Source organism: Caldithrix abyssi DSM 13497 (assembly GCF_001886815.1).
Classification (GTDB): Bacteria; Calditrichota; Calditrichia; order Calditrichales; family Calditrichaceae; genus Caldithrix; species Caldithrix abyssi.
This window is the reverse complement of the sequence record NZ_CP018099.1, coordinates 2,031,603-2,049,936: the sequence shown is the minus strand read 5'-3', so window position 1 is coordinate 2,049,936 and position 18,334 is coordinate 2,031,603. Positions and strand designations below refer to the sequence as shown.

Sequence of the window (18,334 nt, the reverse complement as noted above, 5' to 3'; positions counted from 1 at the left end):
CCCATCAAAAGGATTTTTATTTATCCCAGACGGGTTGTCCATTGGCCCGGATTTCGTTCTTCCAGGTTGTCTCAACCATGGTATAAACGGCTTCAGGAACCGGGACATAATGTAACTTAACCGCTAAGTCTGCGCCATGCCTGTAACACCAGTCAAAAAACTCCAGCACATTTCTGGCGTGGTCTTTATCTGTCTGCTCTTTATGCATTAAGATGAAAGATGCGCCGGTAATGGGCCAGGAATCGGCTCCAGGTTGATCGGTTAAAACCATGTAATAACCAGGGGCGTTGGCCCAGTCGGCATTGGCCGCTGCGGCCTGGAAACTTTCGATCACAGGCTTTACAAAATTTCCGTCTTTGTTCTGCAACTGGACATAATTCATTTTATTTTGAAAGGCATAAGCATACTCAACATAGCCAATGGCCCCTTCTACATTTTTCACAAATGAAGCCACGCCTTCATTTCCCTTGCCGGCTACACTGCTTGCACGCGGCCAGGCAACAGCCTTTCCGAATCCTACTTTCTCTTTCCACTCATCAGAAACTTTACTAAGATAATTGGTAAAAATCCATGTAGTGCCAGAACCATCAGCACGATGTACGGTGGTGATCGCTTTATCTGGCAGATCAACGTCCGGATTCAATTGTTTTAATTGCGGATCATTCCACTTTTTTATTTTTCCCAGATAAATATCGGCCAGCGCTTTAGCAGAAAGTTTAATGCTTCCTTCTTCCACGCCAGGCAGATTAACGATCGGCACCACGCCGCCAATGACCATCGGAAACTGAATTAAGCCGGCCTCGTCCAGTTCTTCTTTTGTTAAAGGCGCGTCCGATGCCCCAAAGTCAACGGTTTTAGCTTTAATCTGGGCAATACCGCCGCCGGAACCGATCGACTGGTAGTTTACTTTAATTCTGGTTAACTTTTCATATTTGTAAGCCCACTGCGAATAGACGGGATAAGGGAAGGTAGCGCCTGCGCCGTTAATTACCTTTACGCTTGCTTTACCCGCTTTTCCATCTTCTTTTTTACAGGCGTTGAGCGTAAATACGATTGAAAAAGCCACCAACAAAATGGCAATAAACCTAAGTCTCATTTTTTCCTCCTGATTAATAACGTTTGATTTCTATCTTTAAGTGAAAGATTAGCATTCTTTTGTTAGGATTATATTAGGATTTTGTTAAAGTTCGTTTTCTGTCCGGAATTTTTCTCTGAGATCAGGAAAGGGCAGATGGTTTGTTTTGGGTGTATTTTGGGCGATGCCCCATCCATTGCCCTACTGGCGTCCTTCACTTTTGATTTTTTTGTTGTTAAAAATTTGTTAAATTAATCTCATAGTTATTGGCCAATAAAGAAAGGAAACCCGATGCCTTTGGTACCACAACACATCAAAGATTTAAGGCCCTATAAACCGGGCAAGTCGATTGAAGAGTTAAAGCGAGAATTGGGCCTTAGTAAAATTGTCAAATTAGCTTCCAACGAAAACCCGATCGGCGTTTCGCCGCTGGCCTTACAGGCCATGCACAAAGCCTTAACCACCGTCAACCGTTACCCCAGTCCCGATGCTTACGAATTACGCCGGGCGCTGGCCGCAAAGTACGATGTAAAAATCGAAAATGTGTTTACCGGAAACGGATCGGAAGGAATTATTGCCGCCATTATGCGCACTTTTTTGCTGGATGATGAAGAGGCGATTACTTCCCACGGCTCCTTTGTTACCTTTGACGTTCAGGCGCAGTCGCGCGGCATCAAAGTAATCCGTACGCCGTTAAAAGATTACCGGCTCGATCTGCAAGCCATGGCCGAACGGATTACGCCCAAAACCAAAATCATCTACCTGGCCAATCCAAACAACCCGACCGGCACCATTTTTACGGTCAGCGAGTTCCAGAACTTTATCAAAAAAGTGCCGGAACGCGTACTGGTTATTCTGGATGAAGCCTATTTTGAATTCGCGCATGACGCTCCGACCTATCCGGATTCCATGCAATACCGACTGGACAATGTGATTACTCTGCGCACCTTTTCCAAGGCCTATGGCCTGGCCGGTGTGCGGATTGGCTATGGCTTTGCGCACGAGGAGTTGATCGCTAATTTGATGAAGATTAAGCTGACTTTTGAGCCCAACACGCTGGCTCAAATGGCTGCCGTGGCTGCCATGGAAGACGCCGATTTTCTGGAGCAGACCCTGCACAATAATCGCATCGGTAAACAGTTTTTGTACGATCTGTTCAAAAAAGTAGGGGTGCAGTACCTGGAATCGTACACGAACTTTGTGACCATTGTCTTTGAATCGGAGAAACGCGTTAATACACTGTTTGAAAAGCTCCTTAAAGAGGGCGTAATTGTTCGCCCCTTAAAGTCTTTTGGTCTGCCCAACTGCATTCGCGTTTCCATCGGTCTGCCGGAAGAGAATGAATTTTTTGCCCAGAAGCTGAAAAAAGTACTGTGATTGCTTGCACTGAATTCGCTTCATTTTAAAATTAAAATCGTGTGCCTCTGAAAAAATCAGCGGTACACGATTTTTTTCTTTCAAACTGTAATTGGCGACAAAGCAATGAAGGACATCATATCCGCTTCGCGGCGTACAGATATTCCGGCTTTTTATTTGAACTGGTTCATTCAGCGAATCAGAGAAGGCTTTGTGGAGGTGCAAAATCCCTTTTATCCGCAAGCGGTTAAACGCGTTTTGCTGGATACAGAGCATGTGGAGTGGTTTGTCTTCTGGTCGCGCAATTACAGTCATTTTCTTAAAAAACGCGCCGTTTTTGAGGGCTACCAGTTATTTTTTCACTTTACCATCCTCTCGCCCTCCGTGCTGGAAAAGAGCTCCATGCTCATTAAGCGCCAGCTGCGGCAACTGGAAGAGCTGGTAAAATTTTACGGAGCTCAGCGCATTGTCTGGCGTTATGATCCTCTGGTGTTCTGGCAGGAAGGCAATACAGTTCAATCAAACTTTAACGGGCGAGAGTTTGAATTTTTGGCCCGGGAAATCAGTCAGTTGGGTTTAAAAAGCTGCACTACAAGCGTGGCCACGCCTTACGCTAAATTTCAACGCCGCCTCAGGCAAAAATTTCCCAACGTCCGCTTACTCGATCCTTCCGCGGCGTTTGTTAAATCAACGGTATCCAGCATGGTCGAAATTGCCGAAAAGCATCAAATTAAAATCGAAGCCTGCTGCAGTGATTTTTTACTAAAAATTGTCGGCGTCCAAAAAGCGGCCTGCATCAACGGTCATTATTTGAACCGCCTGACCGGCAAGAAGAAGGTTTCCGAGGCGCGGGCCCCATCGCGCGCTCAGTGCGCCTGTACGCGTTCCATCGACATCGGCGATTACCGCAGACAGCCCTGCTATTTTGGCTGTATTTACTGCTACGCCAATCCACTGTGGAAATAACGTTAAATCCCCGGCCAAACAGCCCGGCTGGGTGAATGGTTCTGCTTTTTTCGGAATTAAACGTCAGAGCAGCAGTCCGTAAATCAACCCCAGCGCACCGCCGATTAAAATACCGGTGGTGAAGCCCTGCAAACCCTGTCTGGTAAAAATCCACGGCCGACTGCTCTTTTTTAATTCTTTACGGTACAGGTCAGCCACTTCGTCCAATTTTTGCTGGTAGTCGCTTACCATCAATTGCAATGTATCGGCGTTCAATTGTAGCTTTGCCCGAATCAGCGTTTGGGTTTCTATTTGTCGCTGCAGATTGGCCAGCAGGCTGTCCAGCGCCTGTTCTTTTTTCTGGATCAGCTCATCGGTCGTTTCCAGCGCTCTGGTCAGGGTCTCGATCTTCTGCAAGCTGACCTGCAGATCGGCTTCGCATTCAGCCAGCGCGCGTTTTAATTCGTCACGCGCTTGGGCCCCAACCAGCGCCACCAATAAAAGGCACCAGACCATCGATTTAATCAGTTTCATTGGCTCTACTCCTCGAATAAACGGTAGCCGTCAATTTCGATATCAGAATCACTGGCTTTAGAAGAAGGGGCATCGGGCGGCGGATCATGAGTCAGGAGTTTTTTTCGCTGAGCGCTGCGTTCTTTTGCCGATGCCAGAAACGACTGAGCATCATGGATCAATTTTTCGTTTAACGCCAGGCGATCTTTCAACTCCGCGTCGATCAACTGTAATTCGCTGCGATATTTTTCTGCATTTTGTTCCAGTTTTTTGCGTCTCTCTTCGAGCACCTTAATCACCTGCTGATTGGCCGTTACCGCTTCCTGACGTCGTTTTTGGATCTCTTTAAAACGAGCGTATTTTTCGTTGAACTCGCTCAGTTTGTCTTCCACGGCAAACGCTTTTTTTAATTTGCGCTGCAGAAAAAAGGCGCCAAGCGCTCCCATTCCCGCTAAAATTCCCAGGACCAATTTCGGCTTTCGAGGTAAAATCAGTTTGTAAACCAGAAACATGGCCACCAGCAGCGGGACGAGCAATAACAAAACGTCGAACAAAACGGTGAATGCGCTTAAATCCGGCATTAAATGTCCTCCTGATCTTCAACCACCTGCAATCCTTGTTTACCATCTTTTTCTGCCCGATCCACTTCTATTTCCAGCCGCTTTTTCTGGAGGTAATGATCATCGGTTTTAAAACGTCGCACCGTGTAACTTCCGGCCAGTCCAAACACCACGCCAGCCAGCGATATTAAGCCGGTTTTCATGCTGTCCATAATCTGAATTAAAATAACGGCCTTGGGCGAACCGGCATGGATGAAAGCTAATATGGCAAAGGCAATCCAGATCAGCATTAAAAAAATCAGCAGAATCATGGAATAGGTCAAAATGGTAAATAAAAAATCGGGAAACCCTTTAGAATTTTTAAGCAGCCAGGCGCTTGGCTTACCACGGAATTTGTCCATCAACTTCTCCTTTCCAGATTTTTCAGGTGACGGGACTTATTGCGTTTTCCAGGCCGGCAGCAATGGCCTGAATCAGGGTTTGCTGGTATGACGCATCCTGCAATAAGGCGCGTTCTTCCGGATTGGTTAAAAATCCCAGCTCCACCAGAACGGCCGGCGGCAGGGTCTGGTGAATCCAGGCCAGGCTGCGTCCCAATTCCACGGTGGAAATTTTTCCGCCGTGAGCCAGCTGAATGCCCTGCTCTTTGCAGGCGCGGGCAATGGCTTGCGCCAGTTGAGTTCCGGCCTGCGATTCTTCGCTGTAAATAACGTAGAGTCCGCGCCTTTGTGGAAGGGGAAGATAATCGTCAAGCGACGGCTCGAAGCGCGCCGCCACATTACAATGAATGGAAATAATGGCGTCAAAGGCTGGCGCTTTTTGGCGGTGATGCGCATTGACCAGCTTACAACGCGTTCTCAGGGGAGGAACGTGATCATCCGAGCGGCGCGTGGTAAAAACGCGATGTCCTTTTTGCTTTAGCCATTGATTTAACTGAAGAGTCACCTGAAGATTAATGTCTTTTTCGCGAACGCCCTGCCACACCGCTCCGCTGTCCACGCCTCCGTGACCGGCGTCGGTACAAAACACAGCCATTTTTTAATCTCCAATGAATTTTACTGAGGTCTTCCCTGAAAAGAAAGCGGGCTTCCATGCTGTGTTTTTAATTTAAGAAAATTGAAATCAAGTGCAATTTTTAGTTCAGGGGAGAAATTGGTTGATTGATTAAAGCGAGTCGGGCGGCCGCCGCCCCGCGAAGAACGTTTTTGCCCGCCATCACTTCTTTTTCTTTTTCAGACTCTCCGCCCTTTGGACAATATGCCGGCCAAAGCGATCGGCGAGCAGGTCCTGAACCTGATCGAGCTTCTGCTGTTTTTCATCTAATACATCGAACAGATTCGTTTGCCTGGCCGCCTGCGTATCAAACCCGCTTACGCCCACGCCCACCAGTCGTACCTTCCGACCGCTGATGTAGTTCTTTTCAAACAAATCCAGCGCCACATCCACTATCTGGCGTGTTTGATTGGTGGGCGGCGAAATGGTCATATTGCGCGTAATGGTGGAAAAATTATCATAGCGCAATTTCAGATGAATGGTTTTGCCTTTCAGTCCTTTTTTTCGAAGTCTGTAGCCGACTTTTTCGGCCAGGTACACCAGTTGTTTGCGGACAACATCCATATCGTCCACATCTTTACCAAAGGTGTGCTCATTGCTCACGGATTTGACCTCTTCGCGAGTAATTACCGGTCGTTCATCAAAACCGTGTGCCAGGCGGTAAAAGTGTTCGCCCGCCGAGCCTAATTTTTGTTTAAGAACCTGCGGCGGAAAGCGAGCCAGATCGCCAATGGTGTTAATGCCCATCTTCCGTAGAATCTGCTGTGTGCGTTCCCCCGCTCCCCACAATCTGGAAATATCCAGCGGCCACAAAAACGTTTCTATTTGGTCGGTTTCAACCACAACCAGGCCATCCGGTTTTTGCAGATCCGAAGCGATTTTAGCCAGATATTTGTTCGGAGCCACGCCAATAGAAGCGCTGAGACGCTCTTTTTCTTTAATGCGTTGTTTGATCTTTTGCGCTATGGTCGGGCCATCGCCAAACAGACGCACACTGCCCGTGACATCCAGAAAGGCTTCGTCAATAGAAACGGGTTCCACCAGATCGGTGAACTCATAAAAAATCTGAAAAATATTCTGGCTCACCTGCTGATACAACGCCCCGTTGGGTGGCAAATAAATACCGTGGGGGCACAAACGATAGGCCTGCGATATGGGCATGGCAGAATGAACGCCAAACTTGCGCGCTTCGTAGGAACAGGTGGATACCACGCCTCTGCCCCGCCCACCACGGGGATCGGCGCCGATAATTACCGGTTTTCCTTTAAGTTCGGGATGCTCTCTTTGCTCAACAGCGGCAAAGAAAGCATCCATGTCCACATGCAATATAATTCTTTTCATGCCCATCCTTTACCGCAATTTAAGGCAGATTACCTCTTTAAACAAGAATGACTGGATGGTTGATTGGTTGAATGGTTGCCGGTCTGTCATTTCTTTTCTCGCATTTGCACGAAACTGGCCAGCTCAGGAATCACTTACACGGGGGTGCAGGGGGTGAGGGCAACTGAAACTATTTTTAATTTAAAACATTCTTTTCGCCCTTTGTGACTTCTCTGTGCGCCGTGCGCTCTGTGGTTGCTTAAATTCCCGCGGAAATGTTTTTGATTGCGGCAAAGCTGCCCTATTTGAATAGCTGAATTAAAGAATCCCGAAGGGGTGAAGTAATTATTGAATGAGATAAATATTTATAAATGAGTCTAATTTAAAAAAGCTTTTTTACGACAGCTGCAAAAAAAACTTTAAAAGATAAGCCGTTTTTATTTAAGCCATAAGATTTCTTTCTTCGTTCGAAATGACAAATCATCTTTTTAGAGCAGACTCATTCGTAATTCGTAATTCGTAATTCGTAATTTTAAATTGTCAACGTCTGGAAAAATTCTTGGTAAATTTAAATTTTCATCTTAATTTAATATTCTTTAAACAATTTAAAAAACAGGGTGCTGATGAAAAGGATTTTCAATTTAAGATTAGAAGAATTTCTGGCGTTGTTATTTTTTATTCCGTCTTTACTGATAACCATAAAAGCCAATCTGTATTTTATTGAAGCGGGAATGAATATTCCTCGCCGATACTACGGAGGCTTAACTCGTCTGGCCGTGACGCTCGCTTTAATGATCGCTTTTTACTATTTTGTAAAGTACCGACCTTTATGGAAATACACCTGGTGGCTGCGCGAAGTAATGCCTTTTTTGTTTTGTATCGCCATTTACACCAACATGCACGACACCATCGGCTTTGTGAATCCCCATGATGTTCACGATACGCTTATTCGCATTGAACAGTGGCTATTTGGCGTGCAACCTGTGTTGTGGGCGCAACAATTCTACCATCCCTGGTTAACAGACTACTTTAGCATAAGTTACATGAACTATTTTATCATTGCCGTGGTGGTGGTTCTTTATCTTTTAGTCAAAAACAGGCCGCTGGAGATGCGTAAAGTTTTAATCGGTACCATCCTCAGTTTTTATTTCGGGTATTTTTTGTACATCCTTTTTCCTGCTGCGCCGCCCCGCTTAACGTTGGCCACTGAGTTTACGCGTGATTTCAGCGGAGGCTTTATCACGCACATGCAGAATAAACTGATCAATCTAAATCCATCTTCTTCCCGGGCGGCCTTTCCCAGCTTACACTGCGCGGTAACCTTAATCAGTTTGATGTATGCTTTTAAGTACAGTAAAAAGCTCTTTTTTGTGCTATTGGTTCCGGGAATCAGTCTGGTGCTGGCAACGGTCTATTTGCGCCATCATTACGTGGTGGATATTATTGCGGGCTTTGCCCTGGCCATTTTTACCTACTTTGTAGCCCCACACATTGACAGCTGGTGGAATAATCTACGCCGCAAATACGCCACAGTAGATGACAGACTCCTTCAGTTGCAGGAACAAGAGTTTACTCCCCACGATACTTTCGTTGGTAGTAATACATAAAAATTTCTGCGACCTGAAATTCTTCATCGTTTTCCGCGCCCTGTTTGCGGATTCGAATCAAATCTTTAAGCGTGTAATTGCGTAAAAGCTCCAGATCTTGCGCTTTAAAATCTTCTTTGTGGCCGAACTCCAGGATTTCAATCAGCACGTTTAAAGTAATATTTTTGAAATGGTAAACCACAAACGGCTCAAACGAGCGGCCGGTTTCTCTTTCCAGAATGTCCATTACTTCAACAATATCCATGCGGTCTTTGTACTGGCGACGGGAAGTCAGGGCGTCGAACACATCGCACAAAGCCAGTATTTTACCGCCGCGGGGGATTTCATCGCCCCTGAGGCCCTGAGGATAGCCGCTGCCATCGATTTTTTCATGATGGGCGGCGGCAATTTGCGGGATTTCTTTTAAATGACGCTGAAAGCGAATTTTAGAGAGAATGCTTTTGCTTAACACTGCATGACGTTTAATAATGTTGTACTCTTCTTCGGTAAGTTTTTTATTTTTAAACAGGACTATTTCCGGAATGCCCAATTTTCCGATATCGTGCAAAAGCGCGGCGTAACGAATTAATTCGATCTCCTTTTTAGGAAGCCGCATTAAACGCGCTACCTGCACTGAATAAAGCGTGACGCGCCGGGAGTGTCCGGAGGTAATGTAGTCGCGGGCGTCAAGCGTAATCGACAACGTTTCCACAAAACTGACAAATGATTGGTTCAGTTCATCGTAAAGGCTGGCGTTTTCGATGGCCGTTGCGGCAATAGAAGAGATGGCTTTGAGAAGTTCGATGTCTTCTGCGGTAAAAGAGCCTTCCTTTTTATTCAGAACCTGAAACACGCCGATGATTTCATTCTTTTTATTGCGCATGGGCATGGTTAAAAGATTGCGCGTCCGATACCCTGTTTTTTTGTCCACTTCGGGATTAAAGCGCGGATCGGCGTAAGCGTCTTTAATATTCAAAATTTCACCCGTCCGGGCAACGTGGCCGGCAATGCCCTTATCTAAGGAGAAACGGATCTCCTCCTGTACGCCCATGGCAATTTTAGACCACAACTCATCTCGTTCGAAATCGATTAAAAAAACCGTACAACGTTCGGCGTTCAGTTGTTTGCGGGTTACTTCCATTACGCGGAGCAATAGCTCGTCAAGATCAAGCGTGCTGGCTAGATAGTCGGAAATCTCGAGAAGCGCTGACAGACGTTCGACTTCTTGCTTAAGACGCGAAACCTCAGGTTCCGCATGGTCAGTCTTTTTTATCTCCGTCGAGTTCTTCAAAGTCCGCATCTTCTATTAAATCTTTGTACTTTTGTTGAAACGATTCCTGATCATTTTTAGACCCTTTTACCGGTGTCTGTTTTTTTTCGACCATTGATTTAAAAAATTTATAAAAAACGTACCCAATTAAAAAGAGGAATAGATAACGTAACATGGTTCACCTTGCTTTTTTTGGCACATAATATCTGGTGCCGCCTGTGTGCTGGTTAATCTGCACCAGGATGTCCCGGTAGTCGTCTTCATTATGTTTAAAGTCAATTTCATCGGTGTTAATAACCAGCAAAGGCGTGCGCGTGTAATGAAAAAAGAAACGATTATACAGCTCATTCAGAGCGTCGATGTACTCGTACTCGATGTTTTTTTCGTAGGGCCGGCCGCGTTTTCTGATGTTTTCCATCAAATGCTGAGTTGAAGCCTGCAAATAGATTACCAGGTCAGGACGGGGGACTTCTTTTTCGATTAAGCGGGCTATTCCGTCGTACAACTTCATCTCTTTTTCTGAGAGATTGAGGGTGGCAAAGATGCGGTCTTTTTCAAAAATGTAATCGCTGACTACCTTTTGACGAAAGAGGTCTACCTGGCGCAACTCCTGCAACTGTCGAAAACGACTGAGCAAAAAGAAAATTTGCGTCTGAAAGGCGTAGTGCTCCGGATCGCGGTAAAAATCTTCTAAAAAAGGATTTTCTTCGAACTCTTCGAGGATAAGATGCGCGCCCAGCGTTTTGGCCAGCATGTCGGCCAGGGTTGTTTTACCGGCGCCGATCACCCCTTCTACCGCAATGTAGTGTAAATTTTTTAAAGACATTTTACCAGTTCTCTATCAATAATTGACAAGCTTCAACCTGATCCAGAGACGCAACGGCCTCGGTTATCGTTTTACCCGATCTAAATTTAAAATCCGGCGCAATGTGCGACAGGGGCACAAGAACAAAATCGCGGCTCTGCAGCAACGGATGTGGAATGTTCAATATGTCGCTTTGAACGACCGGCCCCTCCCATTCCAGCACGTCAAGATCGATGACCCGCGGCCCCCAGCGTTCGCTTTTTACCCTGCCCAGTTGGGTTTCGAACTGCTTTAATTTACGCAAAAATCGAAACGGCTGCATGTGGCATTGTAATTGAATCACCGCGTTAAAAAAATCGTTCTGATGCCTGTTGCCCCAGGGAGGCGTTTTAAACACAGGCGATTGTCTTTCGATCGCGCCAATCTTTTGCAAAACATCGCGCGCTTTTTTTAAATTTTGTAACCGATCGCCCATATTGCTCCCCAGGCCGACAAAATAACGCATGCTTCATTTTTCCCTGAAAATTTCGATTTCCACATAATCCAGCAAACCGTTCAACGGAACATGCGGTTTGCGCACGCGGATGAGAATATTCTGGATGCCGGGCATCTCCAGCACTTTTTCGGCAATGCGTTCGGCAACGGTTTCGATCAATTTAAACTTCGAATTTTCAAAAATGTCTTTGGCAATTTTATAAATCTTTCGATAATCGATCGTCCTTTTAAGGTCATCGGAAGAGGCGGCCTCCTTGAAATCGCATTGAATTTCCATATCCACTTCGAACTTCTGGCCCAACTCTCGCTCGGCTTCATAATAGCCGTGATGGGCGTAGAAGATCATGTTCTTTAAGCGAATCACATCCAAAATGCCATCTCCATGCTTTATGCATTTTTCTTTAAATATGTTCTAAATTTAAAAAGAATTAACGTAAAAACCGAAAAATATTTAAGGCAGGCGATCGGCTTGCGGGATCATTGGCGGTTTTGCACTCCGTGCAGCCTCCTCCTCCGCGGACGGAAGAGGAGGCGGTTTGGAGTGTAGGGCCTTTAACATCAATGCGTGTAATCGGAGTGGCTTTGGTTATTTAATGCCCATTTCCTGTAAAATATGATTTGCGCCGGCAAATTTTTCAGTAATAAACAGAACATAGCGAATATACACATTGATCGCCCGTTGAATGCCGTCGGCAAATTGCCAGTCGCCGGTTAAGGCTTCCCAGTTGCCGTCAAAAGCAATGCCCACTAATTCGCCTTTAGCGTTAAACACCGGGCTGCCGGAATTGCCGCCTGTGATGTCGCACTCATTCAAAAAAGCCACGGGAACATCTTTCAGTTCAGGATCGATCCACTGCCCATAATCTTTTTTTGCGTACAGTTCTTTCAACTTTTCCGGAACAATAAACGGCCATTCGCCGGTTTCTTTTTCCATTACGCCGGTCAATGTGGTAAACGGTTTGTACCACACGGCGTCGCGCGGTGTGTAACCGGCCACATTGCCATAAGTAAAGCGAATGGTTCCATTGGCATCCGGATAAAAAGGACGCTTTTCATAAGCCATTAAAACTTCGATCCATTGTTTGCTCAGTTCCTGCATCAGGGCTTTGTTTTCTTCTTTTTCTTTGCGGATTTTATCGAACTCCGGCTGCAAAGCGCGCGCCATGCGTATGAAAGGATCGTCCATCTGATTCAGTTCTTCCAGCGATTTGGAAAATAGCGAACGGGCATAATCCACATCCGTTAATCTGGTGCTGGCGTAAGCATGCTCTAAAAAATCATCGATCGATTTGTAATCGGTAAAAATGAAATCCAGCCCTTGAATACGTTGTTCAGGCGGAAAGTTTTTGAATTTGAGCAACATGCGTTTTAGCAAGGCTTTATCGATTTCCGGAGCGAAGCTCATGTAGCGATATTGCAAACGCTGAATCGAGCGTTGAACATCTTTTTCCGAAAATGACGGCTCTCGTTCTTCGGCCGGCTTTGCCCGCTCGTAAGCCACGCCGTAAATGCTATTGGCGACGGACGGAATGGTGCCCGCCAAAAAACGAAAATAACTTAAAAAGAAATCTCTATCATAAGAACGAATGGATTTCTGGAATTCCTGCTCAAACCGGTTGAGCAGATCGCCGTATTGGCGTTTTAAGTTTTCGTCGCTGGAAATGAATTCCTGCACTTTTTCTTCCAGCGCTTTTTTCTGTTGTAAAAGCTTAATCCGCTGCATGCCTTCCAGATTGCCCTGATAGTTCTTAAGGCTGTTATTTAACCATTTGGTCGTTCCCACGGCTTTAATTTGCAGCTCTTTCGATTGTTTGCCTATCTCATCGAGCATGTTAATGACATCCTGGAATTCATTGATGAGCAGCGGATAGTATTTGTTCTGGTAAAAATCGACGTAAAAAGAAGTTGAATAGCGGTTGGTACGCCCCGGAAATCCAATAATAAAAGTAAAATCCCCCGCTTTTAATGGTTCCTGAGCAATTTTAATCCAGCGTTTGGGTTGGAAGGGCACGTTATCTTCTGAATATTTGGCGCCCCTGCCATCGGGCGACATGTAGATGCGTAAAAAGGAAAAATCACCCGTATGCCGCGGCCACATCCAGTTGTCCACATCGCCGCCGTAGTTACCGATGGCCCGCGGCGGGATAAAAACCATGCGAACATCTTCAAATCTCTGATACTTAAAAAGAATGTATTGTTTGCCAGAAAACATGGAAGCAATGCGCGCATCATAATCTTCCCGTTCCTGTTCAACCGCCTCTTCCATCTCTTTAATGCGTCTTTCGATGGCGCGCATGCGTTTAACCGGATCGTTGATCTGATCCATGCCTTTTAAAACATCGGCGGTTACATCTTTCATTTCCAGCAAAATGCGGGCCACATAGCCCGGCGCAGGAATTTCTTCATCACGCGTTTTAGCTAAAAAGCCGTTGGTCAGATAATCGGTTCCCCCGGTAGAAGCGCGCTGCACGGCGCCAAAAGCAACGTGGTGGTTGGTTAATATCAATCCGTCTGACGAAACCAATTCAGCCGAGGCTCTGCCCAAATTTACCACCGCATTGGCCAGAGAAATTTCTCCCGGGCTGTAAATCTCGGCCTCCTCCATTTGCAGCCCTTTTTCCTCTAGCCCTAACTGGTTTAGCTGATTCAACAACCACATGCCTTCATCAGCCTTCAGGCCAAAGGAAAAAGTTAAGAGTAGTAAAGTAAAAATGAACACCTGCTTCATAAATCCTCCAATTAAAAATTTTACGTTAAATGCATTTTAGAATTTTATAGGTACGAAAAATACCGGCAAATGTTTCTTAATTTAAACATTCGGCGCAAAAAAATTTATTCCAAACAGGGACGCCCCATCCACTAATTGATTTTTGTAGAATACTTCCTTCGTAGCATTTTTCCTGTTCTGGCCGGATTCGAAAATTTTTATACCGCTGGATTGGTTGAATGGTTTATTAGTTGAATGGTTGAATGGTTGAATGGTTGAATGGTTGAATAGAAATTTACAAAGATTATTGGCGTAATTTGCGAGAAAATTACTTTGGGCGCGTTGCGGTTGATTTTGGAGGTCAAAAATAAAAAAATGTATTTTTTTCCGTTTTTTTGTATATTCCCCTGCAATAAATGAATTTTGCTTAAGGACAAAGAGGAAGAGTCCATGATAAAAATCGAAAAGAAAATTGCGGTTGGCATTTTAGGCGCAACGGGCAGCGTGGGGCAAAAATTCATTCAGCTATTGTCCGCGCATCCCTGGTTTGAAATCAACGAACTGGTGGCCTCTGACCGCTCTGCCGGAAAGAAATACAATGAAGCCGTAAACTGGGTGCAGGACACAGCGCTGCCGCCGGCCATTGCAGATAAAACGGTTTTAGACAGCAAGGCTTCGTTAAAATCACGCATCCTCTTTTCGGCGCTGGATGCCGGCATTGCGGAAACCATCGAAAAGCAACTGGCCGCAAAAGGCCACATCGTCATTTCCAACGCCCGCAACCATCGTTTTCATCCACAGGTACCGTTGTTAATCCCGGAAGTCAATCCCGATCATTTGCAGGCGATTTTTACTCAGCATTTCGGAGATGGACATATTATTACCAATCCCAATTGCTCCACTACCGGCCTGGTGCTGGCGCTTAAACCGTTACACCAGCGATTTGGCGTGCGCAAAGTTCAGGTTGTTACCATGCAGGCCCTTTCCGGCGCCGGCTTCCCTGGCGTTTCTTCTTTACAAATCATGGACAATATCATTCCCCATATCAAAAATGAAGAAGCCAAGATGGAAACGGAGCCGCTGAAGCTTCTGGGAAGCTGGAACGGCCAGGAATTCGTTCACGCCTCTATGCTCATCAGCGCCAGTTGCAACCGCGTGCCGGTCATCGACGGCCATCTGGAAAGCGTTTCTGTTGAGCTGGAAAAGTCGGCTGGAGCAGACGAACTGATTGCCGCGTGGGAAGAATTTAAAGCTTTGCCTCAGTCACTACAATTGCCCTCCGCCCCCAGACAGGTGATCCATTATTTTACAGAGCCCGATTTTCCTCAGCCGCGTTTACACCGCAATTTAGAGGGCGGTATGGCGGTTAGCGTCGGTCGATTGCGTCCCTGCCCCATTCTGGATTACAAATTCCACGTGTTGTCGCACAACACCATTCGCGGCGCTGCCGGCGGAGCGATTTTAAACGCAGAATTACTTCTGGCACAACTTGGAGAAAAACTGGGCTTGCTTTAGAACCTTACCGACCGTTTTTCATGGCGTTGACCGCTATTTTTCTGGCCTACGCTTTTGTAAAAGTTTATCGTAAGCCAAAACGCCGACGGCAGCTACTGCGCCCATCCAAAAGCGGATTGCATTAACAAAATATCGCTCTTGGTGGTTACTATTTTTACTATCGTTTTGTTTGCCATCCCGTACCTGGCCAATAATATCAACCAGAGCGCTAATTACGAAGGCGAAACGTTTAACAGTGAAAACATTACTGAAATCGAAAGCGTGGTTTTGAGCGTTCCCGGAATGAACGGCGCTTCCTGCCCATTAACGGTGCGCAAAAGCCTTGAATCTGTTAAAGGCGTGCAAAAGGTCAAAGCGCTGTATGAAAAACGGCTGGCAATTGTAGATTACAATCCCGGCGCTGCTACGGTTAAAGCGTTGCTCAAAGCCACGAGTAATGCGGGCTATCCTTCAACGATCGTAAAAAATCAAAAATAATGAATTGAGCAAGGAGATTCTGATGACGATCAAAAGATTAAAATTAAAAATTTCGGGCATGACCTGTGAACACTGCGCGAGTTCCATTGAAAAAAGTCTGGTTCAGGCGGGCGTGATCGAGGCAAACATTTCCTATCTTGCAAAAGGAGGCACGGTTTCCATTGATCTGCGCAAAACCACTTTAGACGATGTGCTTGCTGCCGTGCAGTCCAGGGGTCACTACCGGGTAGTGGATGTGCTGGAACTTAACAGCGGGGAAAGCTCTTCTGCCAGACACCTGATTATCATCGGCGGCGGTTCGGCGGCCTTTACTGCAGCGCTTCAGGCCCACGAGCTGGGAGCGCGCGTGATCGCGCCGGAAGGCGGCGAGTTAATCATGCAAATAGCCATGGGATTAAAATTTGAAGCGACGGTTGCCGACTTAAGAGAAATGCTGCATCCCTATTTAACGGCCTCGGAGGGCGTAAAGCTGGCGGCCATCACCTTTACCAAAAACTTAGAACAGCTTAGCTGTTGCGCCACCTGAACCGTTAATATCAGTAGTACCATTTGAGGATTTCATGATTCTTGGAAGGATCCGTAATTATCTTCTTAAAGAGTGAAAACAGCTTTGGATCCCATAGTCCTTCTGCGGTCTCTTTTTCACAGATTTCCAAAGCCTCAGTAATAGAGAGAGCCCCGCGATAGGGACGTTTGGTGGTCAGTGAGTCGAAACAATCCACCAATCCAATAATGCGAGCCAGCAGGGGAATTTCTTCTCCTTTTAATCCTTCGGGATAGCCGCTGCCGTTGTACCGTTCGTGATGGTAAAGAATGACGGGCAGCACGGGCTTCAACGTTTTAAGCGGCGCACAAATCTGAACGCCGATCTTAGGATGTTCTTTAATGATTTCAAATTCTTCGGGGGTCAGTTTACCAGGTTTAAGCAGCACGGCGTCTCTGATGGCAATTTTACCAATGTCGTGCAAAATGCCGCCTCTTTTGAGCACTTTTAGGTCGTGTTCTGATAAATTCAATTGACGGCCCATGGTCTGCGCCAGATCAGCCAGCCGGTTACAATGACCTTCGGTGTATTTGTCCTTAGCCTCCACCGTTTTAGCCAGACTGAAAATGACCTGTTCGGCGTTTTCCAGATCATCCACCGCTTCTTTTAAGCGCAGTAAATTTTTAATGCGCGCTTTAAGTTCAAAAATATTAAAAGGCCTGGAAATGAAGTCATCGACTCCCGCTTCCAGACCTTTAACACGATCTTGCATACTATCCAGGGCGGTAATCATAATGATGGGCGTCAGTTGGGTTTGCGGATTATTTTTAATCACGCGCGCCACCTGAAAACCATCCATCACCGGCATCATGGCGTCGAGCAAAACCAGATCGGGGTTAATCTGTTTAAAGACCTCCAACGCCTCTTTGCCGTTCGTGGCGGAAAACAAAGCATATTGGCTTCCGCTTAAAATATCTTTGATAGTTTCTATATTATCTGGCTGATCATCGACGATTAATATTTTGGTACCATCTGCCATTCTGCTATCTTTTATTTAATTATTTTCACAGAAAGCTATAATCGTCAAAAATTGATCAACCTTAATATTACTATCAAAAAAATCGCCCTTATTCAATAATAAACGTATTGCCAGAATTGAATAATGTTTCTAAATCACCTTCGCCTTTTTTCTCTTTTACGAAATCGATCTGTTTTTGCAGCAATTCCTCATAGGTCTCGGTTTCGACCTGGCGGAAAATACCCATTGGCGTTGGCAGGTCCGGGTTATCGGTCAGGCTGGCCAGACCAAATTCAATTTCGGCGCTCAAATTTTTCTCATCATGAATCAGCAGGTTTTCAGGAGGATTGGCTTCGTCATAGGGCACCGCTTCAAAACGACTGCAGTTCCATTTTAAAACCTTGTCATGATTTTTGCCAAAAATGTAGGGCTTGCCTTTTTCCATATACAGGGCGCGATCATCCTTGGTATCTTTACTGTACAGGTCTTCAAAAGCGCCGTCGTTAAAGATGACGCAATTCTGGTACACCTCTACAAACGAAGTGCCTTTATGTTCCGCAGCGCGGCGCAGGATTTCGGCCAGATGTTTGGGATTGCGGTCAATGGTGCGCGCCACAAATGTTGCGCCGGAAGCCATGGCCATCAAAACCGGATTGAAGGGATTTTCCAGAGTGCCATAAGGCGACGATTTGGTAATCTGTCCCTTGACCGATGTGGGCGAATATTGACCTTTGGTCAAGCCGTAAATTCTGTTATTGAACAGGATGACCGTAACGTCAATATTTCTGCGACAGAGATGGATGAAGTGATTTCCGCCAATACTCAGTCCGTCGCCATCGCCGGTGATAATGAAGACCTTGAGCTCCGGATTGGCCAGTTTAATGCCAGAAGCTACCGTTGGCGCACGGCCGTGAATGCTGTGCACGCCGAACGTATTCATGTAATACGGGAAGCGGCTGGAGCAACCGATACCGGACACAAAGACAAATTTTTCTTTAGGGATGCCCAGTTCGGGGAGAATTTTTTTCATTTGCGCGTAGATGGCGTAATCTCCACAACCCGGGCACCATCTGGGCTCCGATTTGGAGGCAAAGTCGGCAGCCGTCAACTTTAAAGGTTGGGTAGCTACTCTATCTTGATTATTCATTATGAACT

The 18,334-nt window shown here is 46.0% G+C and carries 20 protein-coding genes; 6 read left to right on the top strand and 14 right to left on the bottom strand.

Features of this window, described 5'->3' with window-relative positions; genetic code table 11:
- Positions 1–16: 16 nt before the first annotated feature.
- Positions 17–1,096 (bottom strand): phosphate ABC transporter substrate-binding protein PstS, encoded by a 1,080-nt coding sequence (pstS, locus tag Cabys_RS08045; RefSeq protein ID WP_006929825.1) that lies wholly within the window; start codon positions 1,094–1,096, stop codon positions 17–19.
- A 270-nt stretch (positions 1,097–1,366) separates the two neighbouring features.
- On the opposite strand from pstS, the gene hisC reads away from it, so the two are divergent.
- Positions 1,367–2,452, top strand: a complete 1,086-nt coding sequence (hisC, locus tag Cabys_RS08040; RefSeq protein WP_006929823.1) for a histidinol-phosphate transaminase — start codon at positions 1,367–1,369, stop codon at positions 2,450–2,452.
- A 105-nt stretch (positions 2,453–2,557) separates the two neighbouring features.
- The gene (locus Cabys_RS08035; RefSeq protein WP_006929821.1) at positions 2,558–3,397 is read left to right on the top strand and encodes a DUF1848 family protein; all 840 of its coding nucleotides are present in this window, start codon (positions 2,558–2,560) and stop codon (positions 3,395–3,397) included.
- Between the two features lie 63 nt (positions 3,398–3,460).
- Here Cabys_RS08035 and Cabys_RS08030 read toward each other — a convergent pair whose 3' ends face one another.
- From Cabys_RS08030 to dinB, 5 genes are all read right to left on the bottom strand, one after another.
- Positions 3,461–3,910: a hypothetical protein gene (locus tag Cabys_RS08030; RefSeq protein ID WP_006929820.1), complete on the bottom strand. Its 450-nt coding sequence runs from the start codon at positions 3,908–3,910 to the stop codon at positions 3,461–3,463.
- A gap of 5 nt (positions 3,911–3,915) precedes the next feature.
- A complete protein-coding gene (locus Cabys_RS08025) occupies positions 3,916–4,470 on the bottom strand; it encodes a hypothetical protein (protein WP_006929815.1) in 555 nt (184 codons plus the stop codon).
- Positions 4,470–4,850 (bottom strand): hypothetical protein, encoded by a 381-nt coding sequence (locus Cabys_RS08020; RefSeq protein WP_006929814.1) that lies wholly within the window; start codon positions 4,848–4,850, stop codon positions 4,470–4,472. The genes Cabys_RS08025 and Cabys_RS08020 overlap by 1 nt, the downstream gene beginning before the upstream one ends.
- A 22-nt stretch (positions 4,851–4,872) precedes the next feature.
- A complete protein-coding gene (locus Cabys_RS08015) occupies positions 4,873–5,484 on the bottom strand; it encodes an N-acetylmuramoyl-L-alanine amidase (protein WP_006929813.1) in 612 nt (203 codons plus the stop codon).
- Between the two features lie 180 nt (positions 5,485–5,664).
- On the bottom strand, positions 5,665–6,843 hold the full coding sequence (dinB, locus tag Cabys_RS08010; protein ID WP_006929812.1) for a DNA polymerase IV: 1,179 nt from the start codon (positions 6,841–6,843) through the stop codon (positions 5,665–5,667).
- Positions 6,844–7,445: 602 nt separating this feature from the next.
- On the opposite strand from dinB, the gene Cabys_RS08005 reads away from it, so the two are divergent.
- Positions 7,446–8,429 carry a phosphatase PAP2 family protein gene (locus Cabys_RS08005; protein ID WP_006929811.1) on the top strand — a complete coding sequence of 328 codons (984 nt, stop codon included), beginning with the start codon at positions 7,446–7,448 and terminating at the stop codon, positions 8,427–8,429.
- On the opposite strand, the gene Cabys_RS08000 is transcribed toward Cabys_RS08005, so the two are convergent.
- From Cabys_RS08000 to Cabys_RS07975, 6 genes are all read right to left on the bottom strand, one after another.
- Complete coding sequence (locus tag Cabys_RS08000; protein WP_169313657.1) at positions 8,392–9,699, bottom strand: HD-GYP domain-containing protein; 1,308 nt, start codon at positions 9,697–9,699, stop codon at positions 8,392–8,394. The two genes, Cabys_RS08005 and Cabys_RS08000, sit on opposite strands and share 38 nt — an antisense overlap.
- The gene (locus tag Cabys_RS20025) at positions 9,668–9,853 is read right to left on the bottom strand and encodes a hypothetical protein (RefSeq protein ID WP_006929809.1); all 186 of its coding nucleotides are present in this window, start codon (positions 9,851–9,853) and stop codon (positions 9,668–9,670) included. Before Cabys_RS20025 ends, Cabys_RS08000 begins: the two co-directional genes overlap by 32 nt.
- 3 nt (positions 9,854–9,856) lie before the next feature.
- Positions 9,857–10,504 carry a deoxynucleoside kinase gene (locus Cabys_RS07990; protein ID WP_006929808.1) on the bottom strand — a complete coding sequence of 216 codons (648 nt, stop codon included), beginning with the start codon at positions 10,502–10,504 and terminating at the stop codon, positions 9,857–9,859.
- A gap of 1 nt (position 10,505) precedes the next feature.
- On the bottom strand, positions 10,506–10,988 hold the full coding sequence (gene folK, locus Cabys_RS07985; protein ID WP_006929807.1) for a 2-amino-4-hydroxy-6-hydroxymethyldihydropteridine diphosphokinase: 483 nt from the start codon (positions 10,986–10,988) through the stop codon (positions 10,506–10,508).
- A gap of 3 nt (positions 10,989–10,991) precedes the next feature.
- A complete protein-coding gene (gene folB, locus Cabys_RS07980; RefSeq protein WP_225868916.1) occupies positions 10,992–11,342 on the bottom strand; it encodes a dihydroneopterin aldolase in 351 nt (116 codons plus the stop codon).
- A 222-nt stretch (positions 11,343–11,564) separates the two neighbouring features.
- Positions 11,565–13,706: a S46 family peptidase gene (locus Cabys_RS07975; protein WP_006929805.1), complete on the bottom strand. Its 2,142-nt coding sequence runs from the start codon at positions 13,704–13,706 to the stop codon at positions 11,565–11,567.
- 429 nt (positions 13,707–14,135) lie between these two features.
- Between Cabys_RS07975 and asd the strand changes: the two genes are divergently transcribed.
- The 3 genes from asd (at position 14,136) to Cabys_RS07955 (ending at position 16,203) form a co-directional block, all read left to right on the top strand.
- Positions 14,136–15,200, top strand: coding sequence for an aspartate-semialdehyde dehydrogenase (asd, locus tag Cabys_RS07965; protein ID WP_006929804.1), 1,065 nt, complete (start codon positions 14,136–14,138; stop codon positions 15,198–15,200).
- A gap of 141 nt (positions 15,201–15,341) precedes the next feature.
- Positions 15,342–15,677 carry a cation transporter gene (locus tag Cabys_RS20285; RefSeq protein ID WP_006929803.1) on the top strand — a complete coding sequence of 112 codons (336 nt, stop codon included), beginning with the start codon at positions 15,342–15,344 and terminating at the stop codon, positions 15,675–15,677.
- A 22-nt stretch (positions 15,678–15,699) separates the two neighbouring features.
- Positions 15,700–16,203: a cation transporter gene (locus Cabys_RS07955; RefSeq protein ID WP_006929802.1), complete on the top strand. Its 504-nt coding sequence runs from the start codon at positions 15,700–15,702 to the stop codon at positions 16,201–16,203.
- A 10-nt stretch (positions 16,204–16,213) separates the two neighbouring features.
- On the opposite strand, the gene Cabys_RS07950 is transcribed toward Cabys_RS07955, so the two are convergent.
- Positions 16,214–17,200 carry an HD domain-containing phosphohydrolase gene (locus Cabys_RS07950; RefSeq protein WP_006929801.1) on the bottom strand — a complete coding sequence of 329 codons (987 nt, stop codon included), beginning with the start codon at positions 17,198–17,200 and terminating at the stop codon, positions 16,214–16,216.
- An 88-nt stretch (positions 17,201–17,288) separates the two neighbouring features.
- Positions 17,289–18,326 carry a 2-oxoacid:ferredoxin oxidoreductase subunit beta gene (locus Cabys_RS07945; protein WP_006929800.1) on the bottom strand — a complete coding sequence of 346 codons (1,038 nt, stop codon included), beginning with the start codon at positions 18,324–18,326 and terminating at the stop codon, positions 17,289–17,291.
- Between the last annotated feature and the right edge of the window lie 8 nt (positions 18,327–18,334).